General features: G+C 68.2%; 14 protein-coding genes. All 14 read left to right on the top strand.

Annotated features, from left to right (window positions below):
• The first annotated feature begins 5 nt into the window (after positions 1-5).
• The 14 genes from flhA (at position 6) to EZ304_RS00300 (ending at position 15,210) form a co-directional block, all read left to right on the top strand.
• Complete coding sequence (gene flhA, locus EZ304_RS00365) at positions 6-2,066, top strand: flagellar biosynthesis protein FlhA (RefSeq protein ID WP_180853118.1); 2,061 nt, start codon at positions 6-8, stop codon at positions 2,064-2,066.
• A 145-nt stretch (positions 2,067-2,211) separates the two neighbouring features.
• Positions 2,212-3,834, top strand: a complete 1,623-nt coding sequence (gene flhF, locus EZ304_RS00360) for a flagellar biosynthesis protein FlhF (RefSeq protein ID WP_142805914.1) — start codon at positions 2,212-2,214, stop codon at positions 3,832-3,834.
• Entirely contained in the window at positions 3,821-4,708 is an 888-nt protein-coding gene (locus EZ304_RS00355) for a MinD/ParA family ATP-binding protein (RefSeq protein ID WP_005409532.1), read from the top strand. The genes flhF and EZ304_RS00355 overlap by 14 nt, the downstream gene beginning before the upstream one ends.
• The gene (locus tag EZ304_RS00350; RefSeq protein WP_005413248.1) at positions 4,705-5,448 is read left to right on the top strand and encodes an RNA polymerase sigma factor FliA; all 744 of its coding nucleotides are present in this window, start codon (positions 4,705-4,707) and stop codon (positions 5,446-5,448) included. The genes EZ304_RS00355 and EZ304_RS00350 overlap by 4 nt, the downstream gene beginning before the upstream one ends.
• Positions 5,449-5,505: 57 nt before the next feature.
• Positions 5,506-5,898: a chemotaxis response regulator CheY gene (gene cheY, locus EZ304_RS00345; RefSeq protein WP_005413247.1), complete on the top strand. Its 393-nt coding sequence runs from the start codon at positions 5,506-5,508 to the stop codon at positions 5,896-5,898.
• The gene (locus tag EZ304_RS00340; RefSeq protein ID WP_099552070.1) at positions 5,898-6,503 is read left to right on the top strand and encodes a protein phosphatase CheZ; all 606 of its coding nucleotides are present in this window, start codon (positions 5,898-5,900) and stop codon (positions 6,501-6,503) included. The genes cheY and EZ304_RS00340 overlap by 1 nt, the downstream gene beginning before the upstream one ends.
• Before the next feature lie 2 nt (positions 6,504-6,505).
• Positions 6,506-8,335, top strand: a complete 1,830-nt coding sequence (locus EZ304_RS00335; protein ID WP_142805913.1) for a chemotaxis protein CheA — start codon at positions 6,506-6,508, stop codon at positions 8,333-8,335.
• Positions 8,336-8,437: 102 nt separating this feature from the next.
• On the top strand, positions 8,438-9,178 hold the full coding sequence (locus EZ304_RS00330) for a flagellar motor protein (RefSeq protein ID WP_005409527.1): 741 nt from the start codon (positions 8,438-8,440) through the stop codon (positions 9,176-9,178).
• A 1-nt stretch (position 9,179) separates the two neighbouring features.
• Positions 9,180-10,196: a flagellar motor protein MotD gene (gene motD, locus EZ304_RS00325; RefSeq protein ID WP_099552072.1), complete on the top strand. Its 1,017-nt coding sequence runs from the start codon at positions 9,180-9,182 to the stop codon at positions 10,194-10,196.
• 4 nt (positions 10,197-10,200) lie between these two features.
• Positions 10,201-10,983 (top strand): ParA family protein, encoded by a 783-nt coding sequence (locus tag EZ304_RS00320; protein WP_126930403.1) that lies wholly within the window; start codon positions 10,201-10,203, stop codon positions 10,981-10,983.
• The gene (locus tag EZ304_RS00315) at positions 10,980-12,215 is read left to right on the top strand and encodes a chemotaxis protein CheW (protein WP_142805912.1); all 1,236 of its coding nucleotides are present in this window, start codon (positions 10,980-10,982) and stop codon (positions 12,213-12,215) included. The genes EZ304_RS00320 and EZ304_RS00315 overlap by 4 nt, the downstream gene beginning before the upstream one ends.
• A gap of 287 nt (positions 12,216-12,502) precedes the next feature.
• Positions 12,503-12,811 (top strand): STAS domain-containing protein, encoded by a 309-nt coding sequence (locus EZ304_RS00310; protein WP_005409522.1) that lies wholly within the window; start codon positions 12,503-12,505, stop codon positions 12,809-12,811.
• Positions 12,808-13,173: a response regulator gene (locus EZ304_RS00305; RefSeq protein ID WP_005409521.1), complete on the top strand. Its 366-nt coding sequence runs from the start codon at positions 12,808-12,810 to the stop codon at positions 13,171-13,173. The genes EZ304_RS00310 and EZ304_RS00305 overlap by 4 nt, the downstream gene beginning before the upstream one ends.
• A gap of 45 nt (positions 13,174-13,218) precedes the next feature.
• A complete protein-coding gene (locus tag EZ304_RS00300) occupies positions 13,219-15,210 on the top strand; it encodes a chemotaxis protein CheA (RefSeq protein ID WP_142805911.1) in 1,992 nt (663 codons plus the stop codon).
• The last annotated feature ends 319 nt before the right edge of the window (positions 15,211-15,529 follow it).

Below are 15,529 nucleotides of genomic sequence, written 5' to 3'. Positions count from 1 at the left end.
TGGAAATGATCCGCCAGGGCCTTGGCGCGCCGCTGATCGTGCTGGCCCTGCTGGCCATGGTCGTGGTGCCGCTGGCCGCGCCGGTGCTCGACGCGCTGTTCACCTTCAACATCGCCATCTCGCTGATGGTGCTGCTGGCGGTGGTCTACGTGAAGCGCCCGCTGGATTTCACCATCTTCCCGATCGTGCTGCTGATCACCACCATGCTGCGGCTGGCGCTGAACGTCGCCTCCACCCGCGTGATCCTGCTCAACGGCCAGAACGGCCACGACGCCGCGGGCAAGGTCATCGCCGCCTTCGGCGAATTCGTGATCGGCGGCAACTACGCGGTCGGCATCGTGGTGTTCGCGATCCTGACCATCATCAACTTCGTGGTGATCACCAAGGGCGCCGGCCGCGTCTCTGAAGTGACCGCGCGCTTCATCCTGGACGCCATGCCCGGCAAGCAGATGGCGATCGACGCCGACCTCAACGCCGGTTTGCTGACGCGTGAAGAAGCCAAGCTGCGCCGCGAGGAAGTCCGCGAGGAAGCCGACTTCTACGGCGCGATGGACGGTGCCAGCAAATTCATCCGCGGCGACGCCATCGCCGGCATCCTGATCCTGTTCATCAACATGCTCGGCGGCCTGGCGGTGGGCGTGCTGCAGCATGGCATGCCGTTCGGCGAGGCCGCTGCCACCTACACCCTGCTGTCGATCGGTGACGGCCTGGTGGCGCAGCTGCCGGCCCTGCTGGTCTCCAGCGCCGTGGCCATGCTGGTCACCCGCGCCTCGCGTTCGCAGGACATGGCCCAGGCCATGACCGGCCAGGTGTTCGGCCAGTACCGGGCGCTGGCGATCACCGCCGGCATCATCGGCGTGGTCGGCCTGGTGCCGGGCATGCCCAACGTCGCTTTCCTGACGCTGTCCGCGATCCTCGGCTTCATCGCCTGGAAGGTCTATCGCAAGGGCAAGGCTCCGGCTGCCGACGCCGCGGCCGGCGGCACCGATGCCGCCGCACTCAATGCGCTGGGCCGCCCGGCCGCGCCGGCACCGACCGCCGAACTGAGCTGGGACGAGCTGCGCCCGGTCGATCCGCTGGGCCTGGAGGTCGGCTACCGGCTGATCCCGCTGGTGGACAGCAACCAGGGGGGCGAACTGATGGCGCGCATCAAGGGCGTGCGCCGCAAGCTGACCCAGGACGTTGGCTTCCTGATTCCCTCGGTGCACATCCGCGACAACCTGGAACTGCCGGCCAACGGCTACCGCGTGCTGGTGCATGGCGTGCCAGTGGCCACCGCCGAGATCCACCCGGACCGCGAACTGGCGCTGGACCCCGGCAGTGCCCTCGGCGCGCTGGAAGGCATCGCCGGCAAGGACCCCGCGTTCGGCCTGGATGCCACCTGGATCCAGCCGCACCAGCGTGCCCAGGCCGAGACGCTGGGCTACACCGTGGTCGACCCGGCCACGGTGGTCGCTACCCACCTCTCGCACCTGATCCGCGAACACGCGCCGGAACTGCTCGGCCACGAGGAAGTGCAGCACCTGCTGGCCAACCTGGCCAAGAGCGCGCCCAAGCTCGTCGAAGATCTGACACCGAAGGCGCTGCCGCTGTCGGCGGTGGTGCGCGTGCTGCAGAACCTGCTGGTGGAGCGCATTCCGATCCGCCAGCTGCGCAAGATCGCCGAGGCACTGGTCGAACACGCGCCCAGCAGCCAGGACCCGGCAGTGCTGACCGCTGCCGTGCGCACCGCACTGGGCCGCTTCATCGTGCAGGAGATCGCCGGAATGTCGGCGGAGCTGCCGGTGTTCACCCTCAACCCGCAATTGGAACGTGTCTTGCAGGAGTCCACGCAGGGCAACGGCGCCGCGCTGGAACCCGGACTCGCGGAGCGACTGCACCAGAGCCTGGCCGAATGTGTCAGCAAGCAGGAAGCGCGAAACGAGCCGGCGGTCGTGCTGGTACCGGGCCCGGTGCGCGCCGCGCTGGCGCGTCTGGTCCGCCACAGCGTTCCGTCGCTGTCGGTCCTGGCCTACAGCGAGGTGCCGGAGGACAAGCGCCTGAAGCTGGTCGGAACGATCAGCTGACGCCGCCCGCCGATGCGCCAGAAAACAGACACCACTTTCGAACCAACGCAACAGACAGATACCAAGGGGAACCCGCACCGTGCAGACCACCGACCACCCGAGTTCTCCGACCGCCACCCCGCCGTCTTCGTCCCGTGACCACAGCATGAAAATCAAACGATTCGTCGCCGCCGACATGCGCTCGGCCATGAACCTGGTGCGCAAGGAACATGGTCCTGACGCCGTGATCCTGTCCAACCGCCGGATCGAGGAAGGCATCGAGATCGTCGCCGCCGCCAACTACGACGAGAGCGCCGTGCAGCGCGCACTGGAAGCCTCGCGTCGTGACGTCGCTCCTCCGCCGGCACCCAAGCCGCGTACCGCCGCCGATGCTGTGATCGCTGCGGTGACCCGCCGCCGCAGCGCTGCCCCGGCGCCGGAGCCGGTGGCCGCCACCACCTCGGCCGTGGCCGCCCTCGCCCGTGCGGCCGTGGGTGCCACCGGCCGCACCCTGGACAGCGCCGACGAGATCGTGCCGACCCGCGGCAGCACCGGCTTCGCAGCCACCCTGGCGCGCGCCGCCGTCAACGAACCGGCGCTGCCCGAACAGATCTTCGCCCCGTTCGCCGAGGCCATCGTCGCACCGGGCCCGGCCGTCACCGCGCCGGCCAACCGCGCCCGCTTCCAGATCGACCCGCCGCACGACACGCATCACGAAAGCGTGCCCCCCGCCGTGCAGCCGCCGCCGCTGCCGGGCGCTGCCATGGCCGATGTCCAGCCTGACATCGCCGCCAGCGAACCGGCAGCGCTCGAAGCCGTCGCCGAAGCCAGTCCGGCCCCCGTGCTGGCCCCGGCACCGACGCTGACCGTGGTCGCCCAGGACGACGCCGAGATCCGCCAGCTGCGCCAGGAAGTGGCCGGCATGCGCCAGGTGATCGAGCGCGAGATGAACCGCTTCACCGACGAGCGCCTGCGAGGCTGCCCGGTACGCGCCACCGCGCTGGACCTGATGGACGAGTACGGCTTTGATGCCGGCCTGGCCCGCGACGTGGCCATGCAGATTCCGCTGGAGACCGAAGCCCACCGTGGTCGCGGCCTGATGCTGGGGCTGATCTCGCGCAAGCTGCCGATCGCCCCGGTCGACCCGCTGGAAGAAGGCGGCGTGATCGCCCTGGTCGGCCCGACTGGCGCCGGCAAGACCACCACCATCGCCAAGCTGGCCTCGCGCTTCGCCGAGAAACACGCGCCGCGTGACGTCGCCCTGGTGACCACCGACACCACCCGCATCGGCGCCCGCGAGCAGCTGTACGGCTACGGCCGCCAGCTCGGCATCGCCGTGCACGAAGCCAACAGCGGCACCGACCTGGACCAGCTGCTGGAACGCCTGAAGGACTACAAGCTGGTGCTGATCGACACCGCCGGGCTGGGCCCGCGCGACCGCGCACTGGCCGCCCAGCTGCAGTGGCTGCGCGCCGCCCGCCAGGTGCGCACCCTGCTGGTGCTGCCGGCCAACACCAGCTTCGGCGACATGGACGAGGTGGTCCGCCGCTTCGGCGCCGCCAACCTGCAGGGCCTGGTGCTGAGCAAGCTGGACGAGACCGGCCGCTTCGGCAACGCCCTGTCGGTGGCCGTGGACCACGCCCTGCCGATCACCTGGGTGACCGATGGCCAGGACGTTCCGGACGACCTGCACCGGGCCAGTGCAGCCAATCTTGTACTTCGCCTTGAAGATTTGCGCCGAGCGGCCGATATGCCCTGCAACCCGGAGTTGAACCATGCCGTCGCGTGAGTACGCCAAGCTGACCAAGACCTTCCCGCTGTCGGCGACCCGCAGCGAGCCGCTCGGCCCTGTGCGCACCATTGCCGTGACCGGCGGCAAGGGCGGCGTGGGCAAGACGAATGTGTCCGCGAACCTGGCCGTGGCACTGGCCGGCATGGGCAAGCGCACGCTGCTGCTGGACGCCGACCTTGGCCTGGCCAACATCGACGTGATCCTGGGGCTGAACCCCACCTTTACGCTGGCCGACCTGGTCGCCGGTCGCTGCTCGCTGGACGACGTCATCGTCGAAGGCCCGAACGGCGTGCTGGTGGTGCCGGCCGCATCCGGCCGCCGGCACATGGCCGAGCTGGCCCCGGCCGAGCACGTCGGCCTGGTCAACGTGTTCTCTGAGCTGGAACGTGAACTGGACATCATGGTGGTCGACACCGCCGCGGGCATCACCGACGGCGTACTGACCTTCTGCCAGGCCGCGCAGGACACCGTGGTGGTGGTCTGTGACGAACCGGCTTCGATCACCGACGCCTATGCGCTGATCAAGGTGCTCTCGCGCGAGCGCGGCGTGGACCGCATCCAGGTGGTGGCCAACATGGTGCGCGACCCGAACGAGGGCCGCGTGCTGTACGAAAAGCTGACCCGCGTCTGCGAGAAGTTCCTCGCCGATGTCTCGCTGAACTACCTGGGCTGCGTGCCGCAGGATGACTGGCTGCGCCTGTCGGTGCAGCGCCAGCAGCCGGTGGTGAAGGCCTATCCGTCCAGCCCGGCCGCGCTGGCGATCACCGAGATCGCGCGCCGCACCGCACGCTGGCAGGCGCCGACCGAACCGCGTGGCGGCGTCGAGTTCTTCCTCGAGCGCATCCTCAAGCAGCGCGGGGTGGCCGCATGAAAGGCGCAGCCCAGTACCGGGAGGTCCAGCGCTCGGCGGCCAACGAGGTCATCGCCCAGCACTCGGACCTGGTGCGGCGCATCGCCCACCACCTGGCTGCGCGGTTGCCGGCCAGCGTTGAAGTGGACGACCTGATCCAGGCCGGCATGATGGGCCTGATCGAAGCCTCGCGCAGCTACGACGCCGACCAGGGCGCCTCGTTCGAAACCTATGCCTCGATCCGCATCCGCGGTTCGATGATCGACGAGATCCGCCGTGGCGACTGGGTGCCGCGCTCGGTGCACCGGCGTGCCCGCGATGCCGCCGCCACCATCCGCCGCCTGGAACAGAGCAGTGGCCGCGCCGCCAGCGCCACCGAAGTGGCCGCCGCGATGGAGATGCCGCTGCCCGAATACCTGCGGTTGATGGAAGACGCCGCACGCGGCCAGGTGCTGAGCCTGGAGTCGCGCATCGAGGACCAGGGCGAGCTGGACACCGTCGCCCAGGGCGGCCCGACCCCGCAGCAGGTGCTGGAGCGCGGCGAGTTCGGCCGCGAGCTGGGCAAGGCCATCGGCCACCTGCCCGAGCGCGAACAGCTGGTGCTCTCGCTCTATTACGAGCAGGAACTGAACCTGAAGGAGATCGGCGCGGTGCTCGGCGTGAGCGAGTCGCGGGTCTGCCAGATCCATGGCCAGGCGGTACTGCGCCTGCGTGGCCGATTGAAAATCTTCGAGGCCGCCGACGCCGGCCTGGAAGAATGAACATGCCCGAGGCGGCTGCCCCCGGCCGCCCGGAATGAACAACAAAGGAACTCTGCTTTGAACAAGAACATGCGCATCCTGATCGTCGACGACTTCTCGACCATGCGTCGAATCGTCAAGAACCTGCTGGGCGATCTGGGCTTCACCAACACCGCCGAAGCCGAGGACGGGCATGCCGCGCTGTCGCTGCTGCAGAGCCAGCCGTTCGATTTCGTGGTCACCGACTGGAACATGCCGGTGATGACCGGCATCGAACTGCTGAAGGCGATCCGCGCCGATGCCAAGCTGAAGACCCTGCCGGTACTGATGGTCACCGCCGAAGCCAAGCGCGAGCAGATCATCGAAGCCGCCCAGAACGGCGTGAACGGCTACATCATCAAGCCGTTCACCGCGCAGACGCTGGAAGAGAAGCTCGGCAAGATCTTCGAACGCCTGGCGGCCAGCGCCTGATGGATACCACGGTCGACAAGAACGCCCTCGCCCTGCGCCTGCAGGAAGCCCTGGACGCCCTGGAGTCCGGTGACGAAGCCGCCTGGCGGCAACGCATCGACGGACTGGTCGCGCTGCGTACGCAGCCGATGATGAGCGGCCTCTCGCGGCTGGCCCGCGAGCTGGGACAGGCACTGGGTGAACTGCCGACCGTACCCAGCGAGGCCGGTGAACTGGACGACGCCTGCGCACGCCTTGACCACGTGGTGGCGATGACCGAACAGGCCACGCACCGCACCCTGGACCTGGCCGAGGAATGCCGCAGCCTGACCGAACAACTGCGCGCCGAAGGCCTGCAGCCGGGCCAGGACACGCAGCTCGAGCGCATCCGCCACAACCTGACCGAGATCGCCCTGACCCAGAGCTACCAGGACCTGACCGGGCAGATCATCCGTCGCGTGGTCGGCATCGTCCGCCGCGTGCACGAGGGCTTTGGCGCACTCGGCCTGCCGCCGGAACAGCATCGCACCGATCCGGAACTGGCCGGGCCGGCACTGAAGGGACTGGACCGCCACGCGGTCTCGCAGAACGACGCCGACGACCTGTTGTCGGATCTGGGGCTGTAAGCATGAGCGCGGTATCCGACGACATCACTGCCGATTTCATCATCGAGGCCCAGGAAATCCTGGATCGCCTGGGCGAACAGCTGGTGTCGCTGGAGCAGGCACCGCAGGACACCGAGCAACTCAACGCGGTGTTCCGCGGCTACCACACGCTCAAGGGCGGCGCCGGCTTCCTTGGCGTCACCGCCATGGTCGAGCTGTGCCACGCCGCTGAAGAAGCCCTGGGCATCGCGCGTGCCGGGCAGGCGGTACTGCAGGCCCACCACTTCGACGCCGCCCAGCAGTCGCTGGACTACCTGCAGTCGATGCTGGACGCCGTGTCCTCCGGTACCGAGCCGGGCTATGCGCCGCCGGACCTGATCGCGCAGTTCGACATGCACGGTGGCACTGCCGCGCCGGTCGCTGCGGCCGCGCCTGCGGCAGGCGGCAGCGACCTGATCACCGACGACGAATTCGAGGCCCTGCTCGATCAGCTGCACGGCGGCAACGCGCCGACCGCGGTCGCGCCAGCGAAGAAGGCCGACGACGGCCTGATCAGCGAAGACGAGTTCGAAGCCCTGCTGGACCAGCTGCACGGCGGTGCTGCGCCAGGCGCGAAGCCTGCTGCCGCCATCGCGGCGGCACCCGCCGCCGCACCGCGCCCGGCACCTGTCCCGGCGCCCGCAGCCAAGCCAGCGGCCAAGCCGATGGCCGAGGCCGAGCACACCGTGCGCGTGGACACCAAGCGCCTGGATGCGATCGTCAACCTGATCGGCGAACTGGTGCTTTCCCGCAACCGCCTGAAGACCCTCCGTGCACGCCTGCGCGACGAGGAGCTGGATCGCGCCGTATCGACGCTGGACATCGCCACTGCGCGCCTGCAGTCGGCGGTGATGCGTACCCGCATGCAGCCGGTGGGCAAAGTGTTCTCGCGCTTCCCCAAGGTCGCCCGCGACGTCGCCCGCTCGCTGAAGAAGGAAGTGGACCTTGAGCTGGTCGGTGCCGAGACCGAGCTCGACCGCAACCTGGTCGAAGCGCTGGCCGACCCGCTGGTGCACCTGGTCCGCAACGCCATCGACCACGGCGTGGAAATGCCCGACCTGCGTGAAGCACAGGGCAAGCCGCGGATGGGCCATGTGCGCCTGTCCGCCCAGCAGGAAGGTGACTACGTCAGCATCGAGGTGCAGGACGATGGCGCCGGCATCGACCCCGAGAAGCTGCGTGCCAAGGCGCGCGAGAAGGGCCTGATCGACCCGGAGGCCGCTGCCCGCCTGAGCAGCGAGGAATGCCTGCATCTCGTGTTCCTGCCCGGCTTCTCGACCAAGCAGCAGGTCACCGACATCTCCGGCCGCGGCGTGGGCATGGACGTGGTGCAGTCACGCATCCGCGAACTGAGCGGCCAGATCCAGATCCAGTCGGAGCTGGGCCGTGGCAGCCGCTTCCTGATCCGCGTGCCGCTCACCCTCGCGATCCTGCCGACCCTGCTGGTGCAGGCCGGCGAGGACGTCTACGCGCTACCGCTGGCACGCGTGATGGAAGTGCTTCACGCGCCGCGCACCTCGCTGGGCTGGTTCGATGGCCGCGCCGTGCTCGATCGCCGCTCGCACACCCTGCCGCTGGTCGACCTGCGCCAGTGGCTGGATGTGACGCCCGCCGCGTCGACCCTGCTGACCATCGTGGTGCTGCAGGCCGGTGAAGCGCGCTTCGGACTGGTCGTGGACCAGGTGCGCGGGCGCGAGGAAGTGGTCATCAAGCCACTGCCCAAAGCCCTGCGCGGCCTGCGCGGTTATGCCGGTGCAACCTTGATCGGCGATGGTCGCATGGCACTGATCCTGGACGTGGACGGCATACGCTGAAACCCCGCCGGGCATGGCCCGGCGACCCGAAAACTGTGACTACCGTCTGTACGCGCTCTCCCGGTGTCTCAAGTCCCATTCATACAAGCCGATACCGGAACCATGGATAGACTCAGCCTCATTGGACTCTTTCTCGCCCTGGCCTCGCTGGTCGGTGGCAGCATCCTCAAGGGCGCCGGCCTGGCGTCGTTGTGGTCGCCTGCGGCGTTCGTGATCGTCATCGTCGGCACCGTCGCCGCGATCCTGCTGCATACCTCGCCGGCGGTGTTCAAGCATGCCTTCAAGATCGTGCGCTGGGTCGTGCGCCCGCCACACAGTGATCGCCGCGAACTGATCCAGCAGATCGTCGAGTGGAGCAACATCGCCCGTCGCCAGGGCCTGCTGGGCCTGGAATCGCAGGTGGAAGCGCAGCAGGACCCGTTCCTGCGCAAGGGCCTGCAGCTGCTGGTGGACGGCGTTGAACCCGAATCGATGCGTCACATGCTGGAGATCGAACTGGGCAGCCAGGAACACCAGGACCAGGCCGGCGCCAAGGTCTTCGAAGCGATGGGCATCTACGCACCCACGCTGGGCATCATCGGTGCGGTCCTCGGCCTCATTGCCGTGATGAAGAACCTGGCCGACCCGAGCAAGCTGGGCCACGGCATCGCCGCTGCGTTCACCGCCACCATCTACGGCATCGCCTCGGCCAACCTGTTGTTCCTGCCGATCGCGGCCAAGCTCAAGAGTGTGATCTCGCACAACACCCGCGATCGCGAGATGGTCATCGAAGGCCTGATCTCGATCGCCCAGGGCGAGAACCCGCGCAACATCGAAACCAACCTCTCCGGCTTCCTGCACTGACATGGCCCGCCGCAAGCACCACGAAGAGCACGCCAACCATGAAGCATGGGCGATCCCCTATGCCGACCTGATGACGCTGCTGCTCGCCTTCTTCGTGGTCATGTACGCGATCTCCTCGGTCAACGAGGGCAAGTACCGGATCATGGCCGACGCGCTCACCGATGCCTTTGGTGGTGCGCCGCGCACGATCAACCCGGTGCAGGTCGGCAACAAGCAGGTGCAGGGCGGCGGCTGGGACAGCCCGTCGGTGATCAAGTCCGGCACCAAGGTCGGCCCGTCCGCGCCGGCACCCTCGCACGACCCGACCCTGCTGCCGTCGATGGCCTCGCAGATGCGCATGCCTGTTTCGGTGCACAACCAGGAACAGATCGCCCGTGCCGAGCGCCAGCTCAACAGCATCGCCGACCGCCTCACCGCCGCGCTGGCGCCACTGATCGACCGCGGCATGATCAGCGTGCGCCGCACCGAACTGTGGATCGAAGTGGAGATCAACAGCGACATCCTGTTCCCCACCGGCTCGGCCGCGCTGGACGTGCATGCACGGCAGACGCTGGCCAGCCTGGCCGAGGTGCTGCGTGACGTGCCCAACAGCGTGCGCGTGGAAGGCCATACCGACAACGTGCCGATCGCCACCGCCACCTTCCCGTCGAACTGGGAGCTGTCGGCTGGACGCGCAGCCAGCGTGGTGCACCTGTTCGCCGACCAGGGCGTGCAGCCGTCGCGACTGGCAATGGTCGGCTATGGCCAGTTCCGTCCGCGCGAAGAGAACGACAGCGCGCAGGGGCGCAACCGCAACCGCCGGGTGATGGTCATCATCCTGGCCGACACCTCGCATTCGGTGGATCCACTTGGCCAGCGCCTCAATGCGGCCACCGGCGCCGCCGACAACAGCGCCACCGAACAAGCCGCCGCAACTCCGGCTGCCGCCCCCACCTCCCCCATCGCACCGGTGAAGTTGCCGCCGGTGCCGGCTGGCAGCCGTGTCGGCGCCGCCGTTCCCCCGGCAATGAAGGAGTAAACCGATGCGCATCTGGGCAGTCGCCAACCAGAAGGGCGGAGTCGGCAAGACCACCACCACCCTCGCCCTCGGCCGTGGCCTGGCCGCGCTTGGCCATCGCGTGCTGCTGATCGACCTTGATCCGCATGCCTCGCTCAGCCGCGCTTTCGGCGTGCCGGTGGATCCGCCGCCGGCCGGCGTACTGGAACTGTTCGGCGCCCCGCCGGCGGATCTTTCCAGCCTGTGCCATGCCAGCAACATCCACGGCCTGGACTATGTCTGCGCGCAGTCGGCGCTGGCCACGCTGGAGCGCCGCAGCGCCAACCAACCCGGCCTCGGCCTGGCCCTGCAGAACGCACTGGCGCGTCACCAGGGCCAGCACGACTACATCCTGCTGGACTGTGCCCCCACCCTTGGCCTGTTGATGATCAACGCGCTGGCCGCCGCCGACCGCCTGATCATCCCCACCCAGGCCGAGCCGCTGGCCCTGCATGGCCTGGACGGCATGGTCCGCACCGGCGAGATGGTCGAGCGCTCGCGCCGCCGCCCCCTGCCGATCTCGATCCTGCCGACCCTGTTCGACCGCCGCACCCGCGCCGGCAACGAATCGCTGCGCACCATGCAGGATCGTCACGGCACCCGGGTGTGGGAAGACGCGATTCCGATCGACACCCGCATCAGCAATGCCGCAGGCCTCACCCTGCCCAGCGTCGGCGAAGATTACCCGGGCCGTGGCCTGGCCGCCTACCGCCGCGCCCTGAACTGGATCCTCGGCGAGGATGCCCGCGCGCTGGAGCAGGCCGCATGAATAGCACCGGTGTACTGGACGACTACCTGGACGAACTGCTGGGCGAAGCGATTGCCGTGGCGCCACCGGCTGCACCGCCGCCGGCCAGCGACGAAGCGTGCCCGGCGATTGCAGCGGACGCCGAACGCGAGCCGACATGGGAAGATCTGCCGGCCGAAGTGATCTACGAGACGGGGACTGTTGCTGCCGCCCCGGCAGAGGACGACGCAGCACTGGAAGCCGCATTCGAGGCCGCCACTGTTGCACCCGAACGCGAGCCGACCTGGGACGATCTGCCGGACGAGGTGATCTACGAAACGGAGACTGTTGCCGCTGCCCCGGCAGAGGACAACGCAGCACTGGAAGCCGCATTCGAGGCCGCCGCAATGCCGGTCGCCGCTCCCGAGCGCGAACCGACCTGGGACGACCTGCCCGATGAGGTAATCCACGAAACGGAGCCCGTAGCAGCTCCGGCGGCAACGAGTGGCCCAGAGCCCACCTGGGACGACCTGCCCGACGAAGTGATCTACGAGACCGACGCGGCCGACAGCCATCACCTCGCCCACACTGACAGCCCTGGCCTGCAGGCAGCATTCGAAGCCGCCGCCGGTGGCGAGGATGTCCCCACGCCGCCACCGGCCGTGGTCGCCCCCCCGGCACCGCGCCCTGCACCCGCTCCGGCTGTCCCAGCAGCACGCGCCGCCGCCGCGCCGCCCCCGCGCGTTGCCGTGGATGCTCCGGCCACCAGCCGTCCCGGCACCTGGCAGGAGCTGCAGGCACAGGCGCACCAGCCCGCCAGCAGTCCGCATCCGCAGAACCGTCGCGCCGGCGAGCGTACTTCGCGCTGGCTGCGCCTGCGCTGCGGCACCCAGGCCTATGCACTGGAACTGCTGAAGGTGCAGGAGGTCGTGCTGCCGGTGCCGCTGCTGCCGCTGCGCGGCACCGCACCGGCGATGCTCGGGATCATGAACCTGCGTGGCCAGGTGGTACCGGTAATGGACCTCGGCCTGCACCTCGGCGCCGCGGCGGCGGAAGACGATGCCCAGACCCGCATCGTGGTGCTGGAAGAGGATGGCGAGACCATCGGCCTGCGTGTGTCGGCCGTGGAAGATGTCGCCAACCTCACCGATTCGCAGATCGAACCCCCGGATACCGCCCGCATCTGCCAGATCTCCAATGATCTGTTCCGCGGCGTCGCCCGGGTCAGCCAGCGCCCGATGATCCTGCTGGACGCCACACGGCTGTTGAGTTGAGCGGAAAAAAAGGGGACGGAGGGGATTAAGTCGCAACTGGCTCGGCGCTTTGCGCCGACGCGGTGTCTGTCGGGGACGCAAGGAGTTGATCCGTTGGATCAACACCTTACGTCCCCACTGCGCGGTCGCCGTTGCTACTGGCAGTCGCAGAGGGACGCGGGAATTTGCGACTTAATCCCCTCCGTCCCCTTTTCAGCAGCGACCGCAACGACGCACCGCGTCGATTCTTCTAAAGAACCCTGCCGGGGTGCCGTTATGGATCACGGAACCGTTTGTCCGGAGCAACGATGAGCACTGTCGAACTGGGTGAGGATCTCGGCATCGAGAGCAGCACCGAGCTCAAGAACCGCCTCGCCCCGCTGGTGGCGCAGGCAGGCGAGCTGACCCTGGATGCAAGCCAGGTCGCCCGCATCCACACGGCCGCCGTGCAGGTGCTGTGTGCATTCGTGCAGGCCCGCCGCGAGGCAGGCCTGGGCACCGGCTTCCACGGTTGCACCGCAACCTTCCGTGACGCCGCACGCCTGCTGGGCGTCACCCAGGCCCTGGGCCTGGACGTAACCCATGACAACCTGAAATCTGTGGAGAACGCTGCATGAGCGCACGTATCTTGGTGGTGGACGATTCGGCGTCGATGCGCCAGATGGTTTCCTTCGCCCTCACCTCGGCCGGTTTTGCCGTCGAAGAAGCCGAAGACGGCGCGGTCGCGCTCGGTCGCGCCAAGGGCCAGCGCTTCAATGCGGTGGTCACCGACGTCAACATGCCGAACATGGACGGCATCGCGCTGATCCGCGAACTGCGCCAGTTGCCGGACTACAAGTTCACCCCGCTGCTGATGCTGACCACTGAATCGGCCGCCGACAAGAAGTCCGAAGGCAAGGCCGCCGGCGCCACCGGCTGGCTGGTCAAGCCGTTCAATCCGGAACAGCTGGTCGCCACCGTGCAGAAAGTGCTGGGCTGATCGCCCCGCACCGCTCCCCCTCTTCGCTTCCGGACCACCACTGCCATGAGCATGGACCTGCAACGCTTCCACGCCACCTTCTTCGAGGAGAGCCGCGAAGGCCTCGACGCGATGGAGGCTGGCCTGCTGGCCCTGGAATCGGGGCAGCAGGACGCGGAGATCATCAATTCGGTGTTCCGCGCCGCCCACTCCATCAAGGGCGGCGCAGGCACGTTCGGCTTCGATGCCATCGCCGGCCTGACCCACGTGCTGGAAACGCTGCTCGATGAGCTGCGTGCCGGCAAGCGGGCCCTGGAAGGCCACGCCGTCGATGCCATGCTGTCATCGGTGGACGTGCTGCGCGCCCTGCTGCGCGAAGCCGAACACGGACAGGCCGCCGACCCCGCCGCTGTTGCCGCGGTGAAGGCACGCCTGGAAGCCGTTCTCTCCGGCCAGGCCGCAGCGAGCGCGCCGGCCGCTGTCGCAGCCAAAGTGGACGATACGCCGGAAGCCTGGCAGATCGGCTTCACCCCGGCACCGTCGTTGTTCATGAGCGGCAACGACCCGTTGCGCATCATCCGCGAACTGGAACACCTCGGTTCGCTGCAGGTGGCCGCGCGCATGGAGCGCCTGCCCGGCTTTGCCCAGCTCGACCCGCTCGAGGCCCACCTGGCATGGGACCTCGGCCTGGTCGGCAAGGTGCCGCGCAGCAAAATCGAAGACACCTTCGCCTGGGTACTGGACGACTGCGAGCTGGACATCCGTCCGGCAGCGCCGCCGAGCCTGGCTACCCAGGCACCCGTTGCAGCAGCCCCTTCCACACCTGCTGCCGTCGCACCGGCAGCGCCTGCTGCACCCGCTGCCAGCGGCACGGCCAGCCAGGAAGCCGAGACCTCGATCCGCGTCAGCGTCGACAAGGTCGATGCGCTGATCAACCTGGTCGGCGAACTGGTCATCACCCAGGCCATGCTCAAGCAGGTCTCGCACGCGCTGGACCCGGTCCACGCCGAGAGCCTGTTCGCCGGCCTGGACCAGCTGGAACGCAATACCCGCGACCTGCAGGAAGCGGTGATCGGCGTGCGCATGCTGCCGGTCGATGCGGTGTTCCGCCGCTTCCCGCGCCTGGTCCGCGACCTGTCCAGCCGCCTGGGCAAGCAGGTGCGCCTGCGCACCGTCGGCGAAGGCACCGAGCTGGACAAGGGCCTGATCGAGAAGATCGCCGATCCGCTGGTGCACCTGGTGCGCAATTCGATCGACCACGGCCTGGAAATGCCCGACGTGCGTCGCGGCGCCGGCAAGGACGAGACCGGCACGATCACCCTGGCCGCATCGCACCAGGGCGGGCACATCGTCATCGAAGTGAGCGACGACGGCCGCGGCCTGGATCGGGCCAAGATCCTGGCCAAGGCCCACGAACGCGGCCTGGCGGTGCCGGACAACCCGACCGATTCGCAGGTCTGGGACCTGATCTTCCAACCCGGCTTCTCCACCGCCGATGCGGTCACCGATCTGTCCGGGCGCGGCGTCGGCATGGACGTGGTCCGCCGCAACATCCAGGCGCTGGGTGGCGAGGTGCAGATCGAAAGCAGCCTCGGCGCCGGCACCCGCACGCTGATCCGCCTGCCACTCACCCTGGCCATCCTCGATGGCATGACCGTAGCGGTGGCGGGCGAGACGCTGATCCTGCCACTGGCCTACGTTCTGGAGGCCCTGCAGCCGCAGGCCGAGGACATCCGCAGCATGGCCGGCGAAGGCCGCGTGCTGCGCGTACGTGGCGAGTACCTGCCCATCCTCTCGCTGAGCGAGTACTACGGCTACGGCAACCGTGCACCGGGCAGCGAATCGCTGGTGGTTGTGGTCGAAGGCGATGGCCAGAAGATCGCACTGGAAGTGGACGAGCTGGTCGGCCAGCAGCAGGTGGTGGTGAAGAACATCGAGAACAACTACCGCCGCATCGGCGGGGTGTCCGGCGCCACCATCCTCGGCGATGGCCGCGTGGCTCTGATCGTCGACATCGGCGGCCTGGTACGCTCGCTGCGGATGCCGCAGGCCGCCTGATTTCCCTTGCAGGCTGTCCAGAACCGCCGCCCCTCGGGGCGGCGGTTTTTGTTTGTGCACGCTATGGCAAGGGGTCCCACCCGGGGTCAGATTCCTTTTCAAGGGAAAGGGATCTGACCTCATCCCTTCTGTGAACTCTGTCGGTGCCGCGCTTGCGCATACAACCACGTCACGCAAGCGAAAGCCCCGTCACTACGCGACTTTCGCGCCTTCATCCCTACGCATCCGAATGTGACCTGCGTCCATAAAGTCCGCGCAGGTCACGCCGTTATTCCGCAATGACGGCCGTCACCGAACCCCCACCGGGCACCACCGTTCG

This window comes from Stenotrophomonas maltophilia, from assembly GCF_006974125.1.
Taxonomy (GTDB): Bacteria; Pseudomonadota; Gammaproteobacteria; order Xanthomonadales; family Xanthomonadaceae; genus Stenotrophomonas; species Stenotrophomonas maltophilia_O.
The sequence above is the reverse complement of the archived record's forward strand: the minus strand, read 5'-3'. Positions and strand labels throughout refer to the sequence as shown.